Raw genomic sequence first — 19,098 nt, 5'->3', positions numbered from 1 at the left:
CTGGTCTGCCCGGCGCTGGTCTGCCCGGCGCTGGTCTGCCCGGCGCTGGTCTGCCCGGCGCTGGTCTGCCCGGCGCTGGTCTGCCCGGCGCTGGTCTGCCCGGCGCTGGTCCGCCCGGCGCTGGTCCGCGGGCGTGATCCACTCGGGTTTCTGGAAGTCGGGGTGTCCCGTGGTGTCGGATGCCGCGGTGTGCAGGAAACCGAGTCGATCACGCCGTCTTTGGTCGGGCCGCGACGCCGCGACGCGGTGACGCGGTGACGCGGTGACGCGGTGACGCGGTGACGCGGCGGTGCGGCGGTGCGGTGGTCAGGGAGTGGGCAGGTGGCGCAGGTTGCGGACCTTCTTCCACAGGTCGGCGTCGCAGCGCCCGGCGTGGTCGGCGAAGGCGGCCGAGCTGAGTCGGACCGGCTCGGTCAGGCTGAGGTAGCTGTCGTGCTCCGCGCCGGGGTCCCAGTCCCGGGTGGGGATTCGCACGTGGTCGTCGCGGTCGCTCTTGTCCTGGCTGGTGATCTTGAGGACGTCGGCGCCCCGGGAGTCGGCGCGCAGCACCAGACAGGGGCGGACCTTCGAGCCAGTGCCGTCGGCGTACGGCACGTCGGCCCACCAGATCTCGCCCGGCGCCGGGGCATCCCGCCGCTCGGTGTCGCGTGAGCGGGGCTTTGCGCCCGGCCGGTCGGTGCCGCGCGGTCGAGGTGGGGTGGGCCGACGACCGCCGGTGCCGGCCGTGGCACGGCGATCCGGTCGGGCGCCCGACGGTCGGGTGGAAACCCGGTGCCGCCAGCTGTTCCAGGCCCAACCCGCACCCACGGCCAGCAGGATCGCCACCGCCCAGAGCAGTGCCTCGCGCATCGCACAACCTCCTGCCCACCGACGGACGAATCCCCGCCGCTCTGCCCACCGGCGGGTACCCCGCCTCGTGCGTACCGGCGGATGTGCCTCCGCCTCGTGCGTGACGGCGGATGTGTCGCCGCCTCGTGCCTGACGGCGGGCGTACCCCCGCCTCGTGGCGGCTCGCGGGCCGCACCGTCCGGCGATCCTCGCACGCCGTCGCCCGTGCCGCCCGCCAACCACACCGCGGCTGCCCCGACGCCCCGCGGCACCCTGGGGACACCCCCTTGATCACTTGAGGGTGAGCAGCCGGATCGGGCGTCGACGACTACCGAGCATCGAGTGACCACGGAACGCGGCGGAGAGGAACGTCGCTGCGAGTGCGGGCGGGCAACGGATTGTCTCACCGGCCCGATACCGTGCCGGAGTAGCGTGATCAGGGAGGTCGCAGGCGTGTCCGAAGGTGGCGGTGTGTCCGAGGAGCAGATCGGTCAGCAGGTCAGCCCGGCGCAGGAGGCGGCCGCCGGGGCCGAGCCGACGCCGCAGGCCCGGGAGCGGCATGCCACGCTCAGTCAGGAGCTGACCGAGCATCAGTACCGCTACTACGTGCTGGACTCGCCGACCATTCCCGACGCCGAGTTCGACAAGCAGCTGCGTGAGCTGGAGGCGTTGGAGGCGGAGTTCCCCGCCCTGCGGACACCCGACTCGCCGACCCAACGCGTCGGCGGCACGTTCTCCACCGACTTCACCCCGGTCACCCACGCCGAACGGATGATGTCGCTCGACAACGCCTTCGCCGACGAGGAGTTGGCGGCCTGGGCCGAGCGGGTCGAGCGCGACGCGGGCGGCCCGGCGCCCTACCTGTGCGAGCTGAAGGTCGACGGGCTGGCCATCAACCTGACCTACGAGAAGGGCAGGCTGGTCCGGGCCGCCACCCGGGGCGACGGCCGCACCGGTGAGGACGTCACCGCCAACGTGCGCAGCATCCAGGACGTGCCCGGTCAGCTCACCCCGTCCGCCGAATTCCCGGACATTCCCGAGCTGGTGGAGGTTCGGGGCGAGATCTACTTCCCGGTCGCCGCGTTCGCCGATCTCAACGCCGGGCTGGTGGAGCAGGGCCGGGCGCCCTTCGCCAACCCCCGTAACGCCGCAGCGGGCAGCCTTCGGCAGAAGGATCCGCGGGTCACCGCCTCCCGGCCGCTGCGCCTGGTGGTGCACGGCATCGGCGCGCGTCGCGGGTTCCAGCCCACCGCGCAGTCCGAGTCGTACGCGGCGCTCAAGTCGTGGGGGTTGCCGACAAGCGACCGTTGGCGGGTCGTCCCCGACCTGGCCGGCGTCGCCGAATACATCGCCTACTACGCCGAGCACCGGCACGACGTCGAGCACGAGATCGACGGGGTGGTGGTCAAGGTCGACCCGGTCTCCATCCAGGGCCGGCTGGGCTCGACCAGCCGCGCGCCCCGGTGGGCGATCGCCTTCAAGTACCCGCCGGAGGAGGTCACCACCAAGCTGCTCGACATCGACGTCAACGTGGGGCGCACCGGCCGGGTCACCCCGTTCGCCGTGCTGGAGCCGGTGCGGGTCGCCGGCTCGACCGTCGCGCTCGCGACCCTGCACAACGCCCGTGAGGTCGAGCGCAAGGGCGTGCTCATCGGTGACACGGTGGTGCTGCGCAAGGCCGGCGACGTGATTCCCGAGGTCCTCGGCCCGGTGGTCGACCTGCGTCCCGCCGACGCCCGCCCGTTCGTCATGCCGACCACCTGCCCGGCCTGCGGCACCCCGCTCGCGCCGTCGAAGGAGGGCGACGTCGACATCCGTTGCCCCAACACCCGCAGCTGCCCGGCCCAGTTGCGCGAGCGGGTGTTCCACCTTGCCGGTCGCGGTGCCTTCGACATCGAGGCGCTCGGCTACAAGGGCGCGGCGGCCCTGCTGGACGCGGAGGTCATCGCGGACGAGGGCGACCTCTTCCAGCTCGATGCCGAGCAGCTGTCCCGATCCCCGTTCTTCGTCAACAAGGACGGCAGCCTGGGCAGCAACGCCAGCAAGTTGCTGGACAATCTGGCCGTCGCCCGGGAACGGGACCTGTGGCGGGTGCTGGTGGCGCTCTCCATCCGGCACGTCGGCCCGACCGCCGCCCAGGCGCTCGCCCGGCACTTCCGCTCGATGGACGCCATCGACGCGGCCACCGAGGAGGAGCTGTCCTCGGTCGACGGGGTCGGGCCGACGATCGCGGCGAGCCTCCGCGAGTGGTTCGCGGTGGACTGGCATCGCGAGGTCGTCCGCAAGTGGGCCGAGGCCGGCGTACGGATGGTGGAGGAGGCGGGTGACGAGGGGCCGCGCCCGCTGGAGGGGTTGACCGTCGTGGTGACCGGCACGCTCGCCGGTTTCTCCCGGGATCAGGCCGCCGAGGCCATCCAGAGCCGGGGCGGCAAGGTCAGCGGGTCGGTCTCCAAGAAGACGAGCTTCGTCGTGGTGGGGGACAACCCGGGGTCCAAGGCCGACAAGGCGGCCAGCCTGAAGGTGCCGGTGCTCGACGAGGCCGGGTTCCAGCTCCTGCTGGACGCCGGCCCGGACGCCGCACGGGAGGTCGCTCAACCGGGCGGCTGACCGCGCGGGCGGCGATGCGCGGCGACTGGTCGCGTATACCAACTTAATTACGACTACGACCGATTCGTGACTGTCATACCGGGAAACCGGGGGCCGAGGGCGTTTCATTGGGTCACGGCGTGCGCACCCGCACGCCGACCGTCGGTCGGGAGGTGTCGTGGAGGTCGCCGACCCACGCAACTCGCTGCCCCCGGGACGGGTGGCGCCGTTCGCCACCTTCGTCGTCGGCATCCTGGTGGTGGCCGCGGTGACCGCCGCCGTTCCACTCGCGACCCTTCCCGACGAGGTGTCCCGGCTGCCGGTGGCGTTCTGGACGATGGCCGCGCTCGCCGTGGTCTGCGACGCCCGCCCGTTCGTCCCGCCGGGGCGCCGGCAGACCTCGGCGGTGTTCCCCTCCACCTGCTTCACCTTCGCGATCCTGCTCGGCTGGGGCCTCGGTCCGGCGGTGCTGGTGCAGGCGGTGGGGGTGGTCGTGTCGGGCTGGCGGATGCGGCACGCGGCGTGGCGGACGGCGTTCAACGTCGGGCAGTACGCGTGCGCCCTCGCCGCCGCGTACGGCGTGATCCTGCTCGGGCCGGGCGCCATCTTCTCCGGCGGGCGGTTGCACTGGACCGACGTGGCAGCCGTCGGCGGGGCGACGCTGGCCTGGTTCGTCGTCAACTACGGGCTGGTCAGCGGGGCGGTACGGCTGCGCTTCGGAGACCGGTGGTGGCCCACCCTGCGGCAGGGGCTCGGCTTCGAGTTGCTCTCCACCGGCTCCCTGCTGCTGCTCGCCCCGGTACTCGTCGCGGCGGCGCGGGTCAGCGCGGCGCTGATCCCGCTGGTGCTGGTGCCGCTGTTCGCCGTCTACCGGATGGCGCGGCTGACCGTCGAACAGCAGCACCTCGCCGCCGCTGACCCGCTCACCGGTCTGCCCAACCGCAAGGCGCTGTTGACCGAGGTGGCCGAGCAGGTGCACGTGCATGCCGAGCGGACGGCCCGCGGCGAACCCGACGGTCAGTTGGCACTGCTGTTGATCGACCTGGACCGCTTCAAGAACGTGAACGACGCCCTCGGGCATGCCGTGGGCGACCGACTGCTGGTCGAGGTGAGCGCGCGGCTCACCGACGTGCGGCCTCGACCCCAGATGATCGCCCGGCTCGGCGGCGACGAGTTCGCCATCGTGATGACCGGGCTGACCGACGTCGGTCAGGCGCGGGAGTTGGCCGACGAGGTGGTCGAGGCGCTGGCCGAGCCCGTGCCACTCGACGGGCTTCCGTTGGACGTGGGCGGGTCGATCGGGATCGCCCTCTTCCCCGAGCATGGCGAGGACTTCGCCACTCTGATGCGCCACGCCGACGTGGCGATGTACGACGCCAAGCACCGCAACGACACGGTGGCCGTCTACGCCCCCGAGTCCGACCACAACTCCGCCGAGCGTCTCGGCCTCCTCGCCGACCTGCGCCGCGTACTGGAGTCCGGGCCGCCGGTCGACGGGCCGTTCGACGCCGATCCGGCCGGCCACAGTCGCCTCGGAGGGGCGCCGGACCAGGCCGGGCGCGGCCGGAACGGCGTGCCGGGTGAGGTGGTCGGCGTACCCCTCGATGTGACGGCCGAGGTGCGCGGCGGCGATGGGGCGGCGCTGCCCACCGGGACGCCGGCCGAGGCCGCGCCGCACACGGACCCGGCGCCGGCGACCGCGACGGCACCCCCGTCCGGTGGCCGGTGGTGGGGACGCCGGCGGCGCGACGACGCCGACCTGGTGCACGCCGACGAGCTGATCAACCAGATCGCGACAGGTGCCGACCCGATCCGGGGCCGCAACACCCGCGGCGCGGTCGGCGGCAACCGGCCGGGTCGAGGTCGGGAGCGGCGCGCCGGGCTCGGCCACGGCAGGCGGTCGCCGAACGGGAGCGCGGTCGCCGCGCTGGGCGCCGGCGGGCTCGGGCCACGGCGGGACGTCGGACCGGACGCACCGGGGCGACCACTCGAACCGACGGGGTGGGCGCACGCGGACGACGGACCGGCCGACGACGCCGGGGAGATCACGATGTACTACCAGCCGCAGATCGCCATCGCGACCGGCGAGGTGGTCGGTGTCGAGGCCCTGCTGCGGTGGCGACACCCACGGCGGGGCATGGTCGACCCGGAGGAGCTCATCCGGGTCGCCGAGCAGAGCGCCGTGATGCGGCTGCTCACCCGGCGGGTGGTCGACGACGTGGTGGAGCAACTCGCCACGTGGTCGGCGGCCGGTATCGGCCTGCGCGCGGCGCTGAACGTCAGCGTGCGCGACCTGCACACCGGCGAGATCGCCGACCAGATCGCCGACCGGCTGGCCCGCTACGGGGTGCCCGCCGAGCGGCTTCAGGTGGAGATCACCGAGGGTGCGTTGATGGCCGACCCGCGCCGGGTGCTGGCGACCATCTCCCAGTTGCACCGGATCGGGGTGGGCATCGCGCTCGACGACTTCGGCACCGGCTACTCGTCATTGCAGCACCTGCGTCGGCTGCCGCTGTCCGAGGTGAAGGTGGACCGGTCGTTCGTCCTCGGCATGGCCGACGACGCCGACGACGCGGCGATCGTCCGGTCGATGATCGAGTTGGCCGGCGCGCTGGGGTTGCGGGTGGTGGCCGAGGGCGTCGAGGACGAGCGGACCTGGCGGATGCTGCACGCCGCCGGTTGCGACGCGGCGCAGGGCTGGTTCTACGCCCGACCCATGCCCGCCGCGGAGCTGGTCACCTGGCTGGCCCGGTATCGGCCGGTGCGCCCCACGGGCGGGCACCCGCAGGCCGACGTCACGCGCCGCCCCACCCGCTGACCCGGCACGGGGGCCGTCGGAGGGGGAGTCCGGGGACGCGGCACCGGAGCGGAACAATAGACTCGCTCCGGTCACCGCGCGTCACGCTTCCGTCGTCGTGCGGCCGGCACACCGCCCGACCAGCAGGACATCAGAAGGGGGCACGGATGGCCGCCATCTCCCGCGAGGAGGTCGCGCACCTGGCGCGCCTGTCGCGGCTCGCCGTCACCGAGGAGGAGCTGGACACGTTCGCCGGCCAGCTCGACGTGATCCTCCAGGCGGTCGCCCAGGTCGGCGAGGTCGCCGCCGCGGACATTCCGCCGACCTCGCACTCGGTGCCGTTGACCAACATCTTCCGCGAGGACGTCGTCACGCCGTGCCTGACCCCGCAGGAGGCGCTGTCGGGCGCGCCCGACGCCGAGGACCAGCGGTTCCGCGTGCCGCGGATCCTGACCGAGGATGTGGCTTCATGACCGATCTGACGCGAATGACCGCGACGGAGATCGCGAGCCTGGTCGCCGGCGGCGAGACCTCCGCCGTCGAGGTGACCCAGGCGCACCTGGACCGGATCGCCGCGGTCGACGACCGGGTGCACGCCTTCCTGCACGTCGACAGCGACGGCGCGCTCGCCGCGGCTCGCGCGGTGGACGAGCGCCGGGCCGCCGGTGAGGAGTTGGGTCCCCTCGCGGGTGTGCCGGTCGCGGTGAAGGACGTGCTCGCCACGCGGGGTGTGCCGACCACCGTGGGATCGAAGATCCTGGAGGGTTGGCGTCCGCCGTACGACGCGACGATCGTGCAGCGCCTGCGGGACGCCGGCACGGTGATGCTCGGCAAGACCAACATGGACGAGTTCGCGATGGGCTCCTCCACCGAATACTCGGCGTACGGGCCGACGCACAACCCGTGGGACCTGACCCGGATCCCGGGTGGCTCGGGTGGCGGCAGCGCCGCCGCGCTGGCCGCGTACGAGGCGCCGTTGGCGATCGGCTCGGACACCGGCGGCTCGATCCGCCAGCCCGGCGCGGTCACCGGCACCGTGGGTGCGAAGCCCACCTACGGCGGCACCTCCCGGTACGGGCTGGTCGCCTTCTCCTCGTCGCTGGACACCCCCGGCCCGTGTGCCCGTACGGTGCTCGACGCGGCCCTGCTGCACCAGGTGATCGGTGGGCACGACCCGCGGGACTCCACCTCGATCCCGCAGCCGGTGCCGGACGTGGTGGCGGCGGCGAAGCTCGGCGCGACAGGTGACCTGACCGGCGTACGGCTCGGCATCGTGAGCGAGTTCGTCGGCGAGGGTGCCGAGCCGGGTGTGATGGCCGCGTTCCGTGAGTCGGTGGACGCGCTGACCAAGATGGGCGCCGAGGTCGTGGAGATCTCCTGCCCGACGTTCGCGTACGCGCTCCCGGCGTACTACCTGATCGCCCCGAGTGAGTGCTCCTCCAACCTGGCCCGGTTCGACGGCGTCCGGTTCGGCCTGCGGGTCGGCGACGACGGCAACCGGTCGCTGGAGGAGGTCATGTCGCTGACCCGCGAGACCGGCTTCGGCCCGGAGGTCAAGCGCCGCATCATGATCGGCACGTACGCGCTGTCGTCGGGTTACTACGACGCGTACTACGGGCAGGCGCAGAAGGTCCGGACGCTGATCACCCGGGACTTCACCGCCGCGTTCGAGCGGGTCGACGCGTTGATCTCGCCGACCACCCCGTCGGTGGCGTTCCCGATCGGCGCGCGCACCGCCGACCCGTACCAGATGTACCTCGCCGACCTGTACACGATCCCGACCAACCTGTACGGCGGGCCGGGCATCTCGGTGCCGTGCGGGCTCTCCGAGGGGCTGCCGGTCGGCCTGCAGGTGATGGCCCCGACGATGGCCGACGACCGGATGTACCGGGTCGCCGCCGCGTTGGAGTCCGCGGTCGGCACGTTCACCCCGCCGACGCTGTAGCGCCGCCGCGACCGGCCCCGACGGATCCGTCCGTCGGGGCCGGTGGTCTGTCCGGGGGCGCTCAGGTGGTGCGGTGGTTGGCGAGGTAGCGGTCGGCCTCCCGCAGGTCACGCCAGCGCAGCCAGCCCTGGGCCGCCCAGAAGACGCCGAGCACCACCGCGATCACCCGGGTGGAGGGGCGGGACGCGCCGACGACCAGCAGCGCCTCGGCCAGCACGGCGACGCCGAGGACCCACAGCACCCAGCGTCTGCCCCGGCGGCGTTCGGCCTCCTGACGGGCGAGGGCGTCGACGCGCGGGTCGTCGGTGTGCCCGGCGCGCAGGGCCTGGCGGGCCGCCGGGCTGGTGGTTCGGGGTGCGGGTAGCCGGTGGCTGGCCAGGAGGGCCACTGCCGCGCCGAGCACCCCGAAGACGAGCGCGATCAGGAAAATCTTGAGTAGGCCGCCCGGCGAGGTGTCCCGCCCGTCGAGGGCGATCACCGCCACCGCCACCGCCGGGAGCCCCACCGCCAGACCCGCGGCGACCAGCACGGCGCGGCGGCCGATCGGCTGTCGCCGCGGGGGAGGCGGCGAGGTCACGACCCGGTCCGGTCACGCTGGCGCCAGGCCGTCAACCTGCCCGTCCCCCAGGCGACGGCCAGCCCGATCAGGCCCGGGATGATGAGCAGCACCACCAGGAGCCGGAGGTCGTCCGGCTGCCGCTCGCCGCCGGCGACAGTCCAGCCGATCAGGGCGACCACCGCCCCCACCGCCCATGCGGCCAGCACCACCAGCAGGACCCGCCTGTTGTCGTGGCGCCGCCCCGGCCCGGCCCGGCGAATAGATCGATCATTCCCCGTATTCGTCATGGTCGACAGATACCCACGTGTCGGCGCGGACACACCCCGTCACGGCCATTGCCAGGTGTCTCGGGAAACCCGGGCGACGGGCGGCCCGACAACCCCACTAGGCTGGACCGGTTCTGTCCGGATCGCGCCTGGAGCGTCTCATGACCACGACACTGCCCGCGTACGACGAGGTCGTCGCGCGCTTCGAACCGGTGATCGGCCTGGAGACCCACGTCGAGCTGGGCACGAACACCAAGATGTTCTGCGGTTGCCCGACCGACTTCGGTGGCGAGCCGAACACCCGGGTCTGCCCGGTGTGCCTGGGCCTGCCCGGTTCGCTGCCGGTGGCCAACAAGGCGGCCATCGAGGCGATCATCCGGATCGGCCTGGCGCTGAACTGCTCGATCGCCGAGTGGTGCCGCTTCGCCCGGAAGAACTACTTCTACCCGGACATGCCGAAGAACTTCCAGATCAGCCAGTACGACGAGCCGATCTGCGTCGACGGTTACCTGGACGTCGAGGTGGGCGGCGAGACGGTGCGGATCGAGATCGAGCGGGTGCACCTGGAGGAGGACACCGGCAAGACGCTGCACGTCGGCGGCGCCACCGGCCGCATCCACGGCGCGACGGAGTCGCTCGTCGACTACAACCGGGCCGGCATCCCGCTGGTCGAGATCGTCACCAAGCCGATCACCGGCACCGGTGCGCTCGCCCCCGACGTGGCCAAGGCGTACGTCGCCGAGCTGCGCGACGTGATCCGTACCCTCGGCGTCTCGGACGTGCGGATGGAGGAGGGTTCGCTGCGTTGCGACGTGAACACCTCGCTCAACCTGCCGGGCGCGGAGTGGGGCACCCGTACCGAGACGAAGAACGTCAACTCGCTGCGGTCGGTGGAACGGGCGGTCCGCTCGGAGATGCTGCGCCAGGCGTCGGTGCTCGACGCGGGCGGCCGGATCACCCAGGAGACGCGCCACTTCCACGAGGACACCGGTGACACCACCCCGGGGCGCTCGAAGGAGACGGCCACCGACTACCGGTACTTCCCCGAGCCGGATCTGGTGCCGATCGCTCCGGACCCGGCCTGGGTCGCCGAGCTGAAGGCCGCCCTGCCGGAGCTGCCCCGGGTGCACCGGCGTCGGCTCCAGGAGCAGTGGGGCCTGTCGGACCTGGACATGCAGTCGGTGCTGAACGCCGGCGCGGTCGAGCTGATCGAGGCCACCGTGGCGGCGGGCACCACCCCGGCCGCGGCGCGCAAGTGGTGGCTGGGTGAGCTGTCCCGCCGGGCCAACGAGAGCGGCGTGGAGCTGGCCGAGATCGGCGCGACCCCCGCCCAGGTCGCCGAGCTGCAGGGGCTTGTCGACGCCGGCAAGCTCAACGACAAGATGGCCCGCACGGTGCTGGAGGGCGTGGTCGACGGTGAGGGCTCGCCCACCGAGATCATGACCAGCAGGGGCCTGGAGGTCGTGTCGGACACCGGCGCGCTCACCGCCGCCGTGGACGAGGCCATCGCCGCGAACCCCGGCATCGCCGACAAGATCCGCAGTGGCAAGGTCGCGGCGGTCGGCGCGCTGGTCGGCGCGGTCATGAAGACCACCCGGGGTCAGGCCGACGCCAAGACCCTGCGTGAGCTGATCCTGGAGCGCCTCGGCGTCCAGGGCTGAGAGACCCACCCGGAGCAGGCCGTCGCCGTGACCCGGCGGCGGCCTTCCGCAACCCTGTCGACTATGCGGCCACCCCGCACACCCCTCGCGAGGGCGTCAACGGCGACGCCCGGATGGAGCCACCGTGACCCAGCACGACCTCGATGTCCTCGACGAGATCCAGCGGCGGGTGCTCTGGCTCGCGATCCGGATCGTGGACGCCGCCAACCACGACCGGGCCACCGGCGACGGGGTGAAGGTCGGCGGCCACCAGGCGTCCAGCGCCTCGCTGGTCACGGCGATGACCGCGCTGTGGTTCGCGCACCTGGACGCCGAGGACCGGGTCGCCGTGAAGCCGCACGCCTCCCCGGTGTTCCACGCCATCCAGTACCTGCTCGGCAACCTCGACCGCTCCTACCTGCCCCGGCTGCGCGCCCGTGGCGGCCTCCAGTCGTACCCGTCGCGCACCAAGGACCCGGACGAGGTGGACTTCTCCACCGGCTCCGTCGGCCTGGGCGCCGCCGCGCCGCTCTTCGCCGCGGCCACCCGGCGGTACGTCGACGCGCACTTCGGTGCCCGCCCGCACTCCCGGTTCGTGGCGCTGATCGGTGACGCCGAGCTGGACGAGGGCAACATCTGGGAGGCGGTGGCCGACCCGGCGACCACCGGGCTGGGCAACGTCATGTGGCTCGTCGACTTCAACCGGCAGTCGCTGGACCGGGTGGTGCCGGGCATCCGGATCAACCAGTGGCGGGGCCAGTTCGAGGCGGCCGGCTGGCACGTCGTGGAGGTCAAGTACGGCCGCCGGCTCGCCGAGGCGTACGCCCGGCCGGGTGGCGAGGCGCTGCGCGACTGGATCGACGCGATGCCCAACGAGCAGTACCAGTCGCTGTTCGGGTTGACCGGCCCGCTGCTGCGCAAGCAGTTCCTGGACGGCGCGCCGGCCGGCATCGACGAGCTGATCGCCCACGTCGACGACGAGGAGCTCGGTCCGCTGGTCACCGACCTGGGCGGGCACGACCTTCAGGCGATGCTCGACGCGTACGCCCAGTGCGACGCGGTCACCGACCGGCCCAGCGTCGTCTTCGCGTACACCGTGAAGGGTTGGGGGTTGCCCATCGCCGGCAACCCGCGCAACCATTCCGCGCTGCTCAGCCCGGAGCAGGTCGACACGTTGCGCGCCGCGCAGGGGTTGACCGCCGAGACCGAGTGGGACCGTCTCGACCCGGCGTCACCCGCCGGCATCCGGGCCGGCGCCCGCCGGGAGGCGCTGTCCCGCGCGCCGCGCGAGCGCGCGCTGGGGGTCACCGTCCCGGAGAGCACGGGAGTACGCGCCAACAAGCCGATCTCCACCCAGGAGGTCTTCGGTCGGGTGCTGGTGGACCTGGCGCGGGACCGGGAGGTGGGCCGCTACCTGGTCACCACCGCCCCGGACGTGGCCACCTCCACCAACCTCGCCGGGTTCATCAACAAGACCGGGGTGTTCGCCCCCACCGAGCAGCGCTCCTGGACCGAGGACCGGATGCTGCGCTGGACGGAGAGCCCCGCTGGGCAGCACATCGAGCTGGGCATCTCGGAGATGAACCTGTTCCTGCTGCTCGGCCAGCTCGGGTTGTCCTGGGACCTGTCCGGGCAGCCGCTGCTGCCGGTGGGCACGGTCTACGACCCGTTCGTGCTGCGCGGCCTCGACGCGTTCCTGTACGGCACCTACTCCGGCTCCCGGTTCGTGGTGGCCGGCACTCCGTCCGGCATCACCCTCGCCCCGGAGGGTGGCGCCCACCAGTCCACCATCACCGCGTCGGTCGGCCTGGAGCTGCCCGGGGTGACCTTCGTCGAGCCGGCGTACGCCACCACCCTGGACTGGCTGCTCTGCGACGCGCTCGGGCAGATCGCCGGCGGGTCGACCCCGGCCGCGACCGCCGCGCCTGCCGAGGACGGCGCGTACTACTTCCGGTTGAGCACCCGCCCGCTGGACCAGGCGCCGTTCGAGGCGGCCCGGGCGCGCCTCGGTGACGCGGTCCTGCGCCGGCAGGTCGTCGCCGGGGCGTACCGGCTGGTCGACGCCCACCAGGCGTACCCGCACCTGGTCGACGCCCCGGTGGTGCAGCTGGCCGCCTCCGGCGCGGTGCTGCCCGAGGTGCTGGCCGCCGCGGCGGAGTTGGCCGACGAGGGCATCGCCGCGCACGTGGTGGACGTGACGAGCCTCGACCGGCTCTACCGGGCCTGGCAGCGCACCCTGCGCCAGGGCGTACGGACGGCCACCGTGCCCAGCGTGCCGGGCGCGCTGCGGTCCGCGTTCGCCGATCGGGTGCCGGTGGTCACCGTGCACGACGCCGCGTCGCACGCGATGGCCTGGCTCGGGTCGGCGGTCGGCGCTCCGGCGGTGCCGCTCGGCGTGGACGAGTTCGGCCAGTCCGGCACCGTCGCCGAGCTGTACGACCTGCACGACCTGCTGCCCGGCAGCATCGTCAACGCCGCCTTGGCCGCCATCGCCCTACGCTGACCCGGCCGGGGCTGGGTTGGTGGGCACACCGACCTGGTGGGCAGCCAAAGTACAGCCCGCCAACGGAAAGGCGACCATGACCCGGGCGTTCCTCCAGCCGGACGATGTACGCGACCTGGTGGCGCACCAGTTCGGCGCTGACCGCAAGCTCGCCGCCCTGGACCGACTGACCGGCGGCAGCAAGAAAGGTGTCTACCGGCTTCAGTTGGATGACCAGACCACGGTGATCCTCTACCTGTGGGCGGCCGGCGAGAACTACTGGCCGCCGTCACCCACTGTTCCGGACGACCCGTTCACTGACGCGTCGGGCGCGGAACTGTTCGCCGTCAACCACGCGGCACTCGCCGCCGCAGGCGTGCGGACCCCCCGGCTTCTGATGCTCGACCGCGACGGCGGTTATCTGGACGCCGACATCGCGCTGGTGGAGGACGTCGGCACGAGGACGCTTGAAGCCTTGCTCGAAGGTGACCCGGCCGCTGCCGCCACCCCGCTGTCCACCCTGGGTGAAGCCTTGCGCCGCATGCACACCACGCTGAGCCCGCAATACGGCAAGCTCGCCGCTGTCGCGCGCGGCGAGGCGCCCCAGACTCGACGTACCGAGGACATCATCGCCGACCGGGCCCTCGGCCACCTCGCCGCAGCGGCGGCTCGCGACACCCGGCTCTCCGCCGCGCACGACCAGATCGCTGATCATGTGCGGCACCTGCACGGCGCGGTTACCGCCCGCCACGCATACGGCTTGGTCCACGGCGAACTCGGACCAGATCACGTGCTTGTCACACCCACCGGCGAACCCGCCATGATCGACATTGAAGGGCTCGCCTACTTCGACGTCGAGTGGGAACACGCCTGGCTCCAGATGCGCTTCGGCGACGCCTATCCGGCCCTGCGCCCAGTAGACCTCGATCCCCACAGACTTGACCTCTACCGGTATGCGCAGGTGTTGTCCCTGATCGACGGCCCCCTTCGCATCGCCGACACCGACTTCCCCAACAGGCAGTGGATGCTCGATCTGGCCGAGTGGAACATCACCAAAGCACTCCGGATCAGCCGGTCGGGGTAGGGGTCGGGCTTTCCAGGGGTTGGGGTGACTCCGGCGCGCCCCCGGTCGGCGTCGGGGTGACCGACGCGGGGGCGCCCTGCGCCGGATCGGCCACCACGTGCCGCTCCAGGTTGACCTGGGACTGACCGGTGCCGCCCACGGTGATGTCGTCGTACGCCTGGAGCATCTTCTGCTGGTCGAAGTAGAGGACCGTCATCGTCAGCGGGGTGGGCTTCTCGCCCTCCAGGCCGCGCAGGCCCGCGCCGCCGGTGGAGCCCTCGACCATCAGCGCGGTGGGCTGCTGGCCGGGCGCCTGGGGCAACCGGGACACCTGCCGCGCGTGGGTGTGCCCGGCCAGCACCAGCGGGCAGGTGCCGGCGAGTGGCCCGGCCGACGCCGGGTCGTGCACCAGCGCGATGTTCACCGGCTGGGGTGAACGGCGCACCGTGGTCGCGAGCTGCTCGCCCGCGTCGATCACCTGGTCGGCGACCTGCTGGGTCAGGCCACTGCCGGCGGGTGAGGTGTTCTTGTCCGGGGTGAAGCGGGGGTCGCCGATGCCGGCGATGGTCAGGCCGGCGACCGTCGTCGTCGAGTTGTTCAACACGATCGCGTTCGGCTGACGGGCGACGGCGGCGGCGGTCTTGCCGGAGTCGTGGTTGCCGCGGATGAAGACGTACGGCTTCTTGAGCAGGCTGATCGAGCCGACGAAGGACGCCTCCGGTTCGCTGCCCCAGTCGGTGATGTCGCCGGTGTCGATCACCACGTCGATGCCGAACTGCTCCACCACCGTCCGGATGAGTTGCCAGCCGGTCGGGTTGAGGTGCATGTCGGAGACGTGCAGCACCCGCGTGGTGCCCGGGGTCGGCTCCAACAGCGGAAGCGCCGACACGGTGGTGTAGAGCTGGCTGACGTTGCCGACCAGGCGTTGCAACTGCTCGGCGTACTTGGTGTAGTCGTTGGCGATCCGGCGGGCGTCACCGACGATGGCTGGCGCGTTGACCAGCAAACCCTCGTAACGTGGCTCCTCGATCGCCTGGGGACGTACGGTGGCCGCCGCCGTGCCGAGGCTCCCGGCGGTGACCAGCAGCGCGAGCCCACCCGCCCAGGCGGTCCGTCGGACGTTGCGGAAGATCAGCCCGGCCAGGATCAGGGTGACCAGCACCGACGCGCCGAGGGTGCGCAGGCCGAGCCGCATCACACCGGAGCGGACGTCCTCCACGGCGCTCTGGCTGGCCCGGCTGATGCTGGCCGGGTCGTCGATCAGCGCCTCGGTGCGTCCCTGGTCGAGTGCGCCCAGCCGCACGGTGAGGTGGGTCGGCCCGTCGTGGCTGTCGAGCAGCAACGCGCCGAGCGGCGGAATGTCGACGGTGGTGCCACCGTCGCGGGCGGGGGAGATGCTGAGGTTGGCCCGGAACGGCCCGATGTCGGTGTCGACCTGACCACCGGCCAGCACCCCGAGCACCGCCCCGGACAGGGCCACGGCGAGGACGGCGACGATCAGCCCGATGCGGCGCAGCGGCCCGCCGGGGCCGACCAGCGAGCGCGTCGAACGTGGCGAATCGCCGTCGGTCACCGGGACGTCCCGATCACTGGCGTCGTCGTGCTGCTCGTCGCGCTGCCCGTCCATGCTGAAATTCTGACCTGCCCGTCGGAAGATCTTGGTAAACCTGAACGGATGGTGACGAAGGTCAGCTCCGGCCGCCGTCGCCGCCCGCGAAGACCACCCGCAGGAGCCGGTCGTCGTCGCCCCCGGGGTTGCCCCGCCCGTCGTGGTTGGAGGTGCTCACCCAGAGCGAACCGTCCGGCGCGGCGGCCACCGCGCGCAGTCGGCCGTAGCGGTTGGTGAGCAGCTCACTGGGCTGGCCGAGCAGCGTGCCGGTGTCGGTCAGCTCCATCACCCAGAGGCGTTTGCCGCGCAGGCAGCCGGTGACCAGCAGCCGGTCCGTGGCGGCCAGACCCGAGCAGGACGCGTCCTCGGTCGCCCACTGCGTGATCGGGTCGGTGAACCGCTTGTCGCCGGCCCGCCCCTCGACCTCCGGCCAGCCGTAGTTGCCGCCCTTGGTGATCTGGTTGATCTCGTCCCAGGTGTTCTGGCCGAACTCGACGGCGAACATCCGCTTGGCGGCGTCCCAGGCGAAACCCTGGACGTTGCGGTGACCCTGGGACCAGACCGGCGAACCGGGGTACGGGTTGCCCGGGGCGGGCTTGCCCTCCCGGGTGATCCGGAGGACCTTGCCGCCGAGGCTCTTCACGTCCTGCGAGAGGGGACGTTGACCGGCGTCACCGGTGCTGACGTAGAGCTGCCCGTCCGGGCCGAACCCCAACCCGCCGCCGTTGTGCACGTTGGCCTTGGGGATGCCGGTGAGGATCGGGGTGGGCTGCCCACCGAGTTGCAGCCGGGCGACCCGGTTGTCCCGCTCGGCCGTGTAGTAGACGAAGACCGTCCGGTCCTTGGCGTAGTCGGGGGAGACGGCGATGCCGAGCAGGCCGCCCTCGCCGGCCGCGGCCACGTCGGTGATCGTCTGCACCGGGCGGACCCGCAGCCCGTCCGGCCCGGACTCGGGGCCGACCTGCAGGATCCGACCGCTGTCCCGTTCGGTGACGAGCGCGGCCCCGTCCGGCAGGAAGGCGATGGCCCAGGGCACCCGCAGACCCTTCGCGAGGACCGTCGCCACCGCCTGCTGGCCGGCGCCGCCGGGGCTCGCCGACACGGACGGGGTCGGGAGGTTGGGCGGCTCGCCGGCCGGGTCGGGATCCGGTTCGCCGAAGCTGCAACCCGCGCTGAGCAGCAGCGCCGCGCAGGACGCCGCGAGGGCCAGCCGGAGGTTACGAACGCGAGGGTACGGGGGACGGGCTCTCACCCGGCCCAGGGTAGCCCGCCGGACGGCTCGGTCGAGCCCGATGGGTGTCGGCCAACCCGGACGCTGCATCGTTCACCGTGCCCGCACGGCCAGCAGCGCGGTGTCGTCCTCGCGGTGGCGGATCGAGGCGAGCAGCAGGTCGCACAGCTTGTCGAGGGGCAGCGTGTCGGTGCCGTTCAGGCGGACCACCAGCTCGGCCAGTCCCTCGTCGATGGACCGGTCCCGCCGCTCGATCAGCCCGTCGGTGTAGAGCAGCAGGGTGTCGCCGGTGGTCAGGCTCGTCGACTGGCTGGTCCGCGACGACGGCCGGGCCAGACCGAGCAGTGGTTCCGGTGTCGCCACGAGAATCTCGACAGTCCCACCGACACGGACCACCAGGGCCGGCGGATGCCCGGCGTTGGACCAGGTCACCTCGTGGCCGCCGGCATCCTGCGGACAGATCCGGACCAGCGTCGCGGTGGCGGCGATCGGCAGCCGCAGGCCGCGGATCGCGCCGTCCAGGTTGCTCAGCAGCGCCCCGACCGTGTCCGGCCGGCCGTAGGCGTTGCCCCGCACCAGGTTGCGCAGCTGGCCCATGGTCGCCGCCGCCTCGATGTCGTGCCCGGCCACGTCTCCGATCGCCGCGATCAGATCGCCGTTGGGCTGGACGAACGCGTCGTACCAGTCGCCGCCCACCTCCACCCGGTCGGCCGCCGGCTGGTAGCGGGCCGCCAACTCCAGCTCCGGCACGACCGGGAGCCGCGGCAGCATGCTGTGTTGCAGGACCTCGGCGACGTGTCGCTGCTCGCCGTACATCGAACTGTTGCCGACGGCCTGGCCGGCCCGGCGCCCGATCTCGACCGCGGTGAGCAGGTCGCGGTCGTCGAACTGCTGCCGCCCGGTGCCGTTGACCAGGGTGATCGCGCCTAGCACGGTGCCGCCGACACCTGGCACCGGCACACTCAGGTAGGACGCGATGCCCAGGCGGGCGGCGATCGGCGCCATCTCCGGGTGGGTGGTGCCCCTCGTCACGTCGGCCAGCGACGCGATGCTGCCGAGCCGGGGCTGGCCGGTCCGCAGCACCGCCCGGATGGACGAGTCCGGGCTCAGCCCGGTGCGCAGCAACTCACCGAAGCGGTCGATGTCCGCTGCTCGGGCCGGGTCACGGTGCACCGAGACCACCTCGCGCGGCAGGCCGGTCGGGCCGATCAGGGTGAGCAGGCACCAGTCGGCGAGCAGCGGCACCATGGCGGCGGCGAGCCGGCGCAGCGCGGTGCCCACGTCCAGGGTGCCGGCCAGTGTCTCGCTCACCCCGGCCAGCAACTCCAGCCGCTCGTGCGCCTGCACGACTCGCCGCCGTGCCTCCTGCGCGCCGTCCAGGGCGATGCGCAGCCGCAGCTCCGACGAGCAGGCGGCAGCCAGGTCGGCCAGGGTCCGCAGCTGCGCGGCCGTCCAGGCGCGGGGCTTGTTGTCGATGGCGCAGAGCGAGCCGAGCACCCGGCCGGAGAGGTCGGTCAGCGGCATCCCGGCGTACGCGACCACGCCGAGGTCGTCGATGGCCAGGTTGTCCCGAACGCGGGGGTAGAGCCGGGCGTCCGGCAGCACCATCGGCACCTCGATGTCCACGACGTGCTGGCAGAACGAGTGGCTCAGCGGGGTCTGCCGGTGCTCCGACCAGGGCTCCGGCAACCCGACCGCGCCCGGGAAGAACTGCCGGTCGGCGGAGACCAGGGAGACCAGCGCGACCGGCACGTCCAGCAGGTCGCTGACCAGCCGCGCGAACCTGTCGAACGCCTCGTCCGGGACGGCGTCGAGCCCGGTGTCGGCGAGCGCGCGCAGCCGCCCCGGGTCGCCGAGCGCCGCAGGTGAGGCGATTGGACGCCGGGCGGTGCCGGGGGAGCCGTCGGTCATCGAGCACCTGTCTGCTGGGGCGGAGGCCGACCGGCCCTCCGACCCTTCGTTATACCTCGTCCAGGCCCGGGTCGAACATCGGTGTGCTGAGTCTCGCCCGCCCCGGCCCGGCGCGCCATCCCCCGGGACGCCGGTTCGTGCCCGCGCCCACTCCGGCCGCGGCGGAGGGGACTATCGTCGG

The 19,098-nt window shown here is 72.6% G+C and carries 14 protein-coding genes; 8 read left to right on the top strand and 6 right to left on the bottom strand.

What is annotated here, in order from left to right; genetic code table 11:
• Window positions 1–258 (top strand): hypothetical protein (locus AB0A90_RS21725; RefSeq protein ID WP_357250703.1); only part of this gene is annotated, 258 nt, incomplete at its 5' end.
• Window positions 259–306: 48 nt separating this feature from the next.
• Here the strand turns inward: AB0A90_RS21725 and AB0A90_RS21720 are convergent.
• On the bottom strand, window positions 307–849 hold the full coding sequence (locus tag AB0A90_RS21720) for a type II toxin-antitoxin system PemK/MazF family toxin (protein ID WP_357250700.1): 543 nt from the start codon (window positions 847–849) through the stop codon (window positions 307–309).
• 450 nt (window positions 850–1,299) lie between these two features.
• Here AB0A90_RS21720 and ligA point away from each other — a divergent pair, with 450 nt between their 5' ends.
• The 4 genes from ligA (at window position 1,300) to gatA (ending at window position 8,156) form a co-directional block, all read left to right on the top strand.
• The gene (gene ligA, locus AB0A90_RS21715) at window positions 1,300–3,435 is read left to right on the top strand and encodes an NAD-dependent DNA ligase LigA (protein WP_357250697.1); all 2,136 of its coding nucleotides are present in this window, start codon (window positions 1,300–1,302) and stop codon (window positions 3,433–3,435) included.
• Between the two features lie 157 nt (window positions 3,436–3,592).
• Window positions 3,593–6,232, top strand: coding sequence for a bifunctional diguanylate cyclase/phosphodiesterase (locus AB0A90_RS21710; RefSeq protein ID WP_357250694.1), 2,640 nt, complete (start codon window positions 3,593–3,595; stop codon window positions 6,230–6,232).
• A gap of 146 nt (window positions 6,233–6,378) precedes the next feature.
• Complete coding sequence (gene gatC / locus AB0A90_RS21705; RefSeq protein ID WP_007456314.1) at window positions 6,379–6,684, top strand: Asp-tRNA(Asn)/Glu-tRNA(Gln) amidotransferase subunit GatC; 306 nt, start codon at window positions 6,379–6,381, stop codon at window positions 6,682–6,684.
• Window positions 6,681–8,156: an Asp-tRNA(Asn)/Glu-tRNA(Gln) amidotransferase subunit GatA gene (gene gatA / locus AB0A90_RS21700; RefSeq protein ID WP_357250691.1), complete on the top strand. Its 1,476-nt coding sequence runs from the start codon at window positions 6,681–6,683 to the stop codon at window positions 8,154–8,156. Before gatC ends, gatA begins: the two co-directional genes overlap by 4 nt.
• Before the next feature lie 61 nt (window positions 8,157–8,217).
• Here gatA and AB0A90_RS21695 read toward each other — a convergent pair whose 3' ends face one another.
• Both AB0A90_RS21695 and AB0A90_RS21690 read right to left on the bottom strand, forming a co-directional pair.
• Window positions 8,218–8,733 (bottom strand): hypothetical protein, encoded by a 516-nt coding sequence (locus tag AB0A90_RS21695; protein WP_357250688.1) that lies wholly within the window; start codon window positions 8,731–8,733, stop codon window positions 8,218–8,220.
• A complete protein-coding gene (locus tag AB0A90_RS21690; RefSeq protein WP_357250685.1) occupies window positions 8,730–9,002 on the bottom strand; it encodes a hypothetical protein in 273 nt (90 codons plus the stop codon). The genes AB0A90_RS21695 and AB0A90_RS21690 overlap by 4 nt, the downstream gene beginning before the upstream one ends.
• A gap of 140 nt (window positions 9,003–9,142) precedes the next feature.
• Between AB0A90_RS21690 and gatB the strand changes: the two genes are divergently transcribed.
• The 3 genes from gatB (at window position 9,143) to AB0A90_RS21675 (ending at window position 14,187) form a co-directional block, all read left to right on the top strand.
• Window positions 9,143–10,642 (top strand): Asp-tRNA(Asn)/Glu-tRNA(Gln) amidotransferase subunit GatB, encoded by a 1,500-nt coding sequence (gene gatB, locus AB0A90_RS21685; RefSeq protein ID WP_238670992.1) that lies wholly within the window; start codon window positions 9,143–9,145, stop codon window positions 10,640–10,642.
• A gap of 124 nt (window positions 10,643–10,766) precedes the next feature.
• Entirely contained in the window at window positions 10,767–13,124 is a 2,358-nt protein-coding gene (locus AB0A90_RS21680) for a pyruvate dehydrogenase (protein WP_357250681.1), read from the top strand.
• A gap of 76 nt (window positions 13,125–13,200) precedes the next feature.
• Entirely contained in the window at window positions 13,201–14,187 is a 987-nt protein-coding gene (locus AB0A90_RS21675; RefSeq protein WP_357250678.1) for an aminoglycoside phosphotransferase, read from the top strand.
• On the opposite strand, the gene AB0A90_RS21670 is transcribed toward AB0A90_RS21675, so the two are convergent.
• The 3 genes from AB0A90_RS21670 to AB0A90_RS21660 form a co-directional block, all read right to left on the bottom strand.
• On the bottom strand, window positions 14,171–15,793 hold the full coding sequence (locus AB0A90_RS21670) for a metallophosphoesterase (RefSeq protein ID WP_357250675.1): 1,623 nt from the start codon (window positions 15,791–15,793) through the stop codon (window positions 14,171–14,173). The genes AB0A90_RS21675 and AB0A90_RS21670 overlap by 17 nt on opposite strands.
• A 61-nt stretch (window positions 15,794–15,854) precedes the next feature.
• Window positions 15,855–17,027 (bottom strand): PQQ-dependent sugar dehydrogenase, encoded by a 1,173-nt coding sequence (locus AB0A90_RS21665; RefSeq protein ID WP_357250672.1) that lies wholly within the window; start codon window positions 17,025–17,027, stop codon window positions 15,855–15,857.
• A 72-nt stretch (window positions 17,028–17,099) separates the two neighbouring features.
• Window positions 17,100–18,917 (bottom strand): GAF domain-containing SpoIIE family protein phosphatase, encoded by a 1,818-nt coding sequence (locus AB0A90_RS21660; RefSeq protein ID WP_357250670.1) that lies wholly within the window; start codon window positions 18,915–18,917, stop codon window positions 17,100–17,102.
• Between the last annotated feature and the right edge of the window lie 181 nt (window positions 18,918–19,098).

The organism is Micromonospora sp. NPDC049204, from assembly GCF_040647935.1.
Classification (GTDB): domain Bacteria; phylum Actinomycetota; class Actinomycetes; order Mycobacteriales; family Micromonosporaceae; genus Micromonospora.
This window is presented reverse-complemented; position numbering and strand designations above follow the sequence as displayed.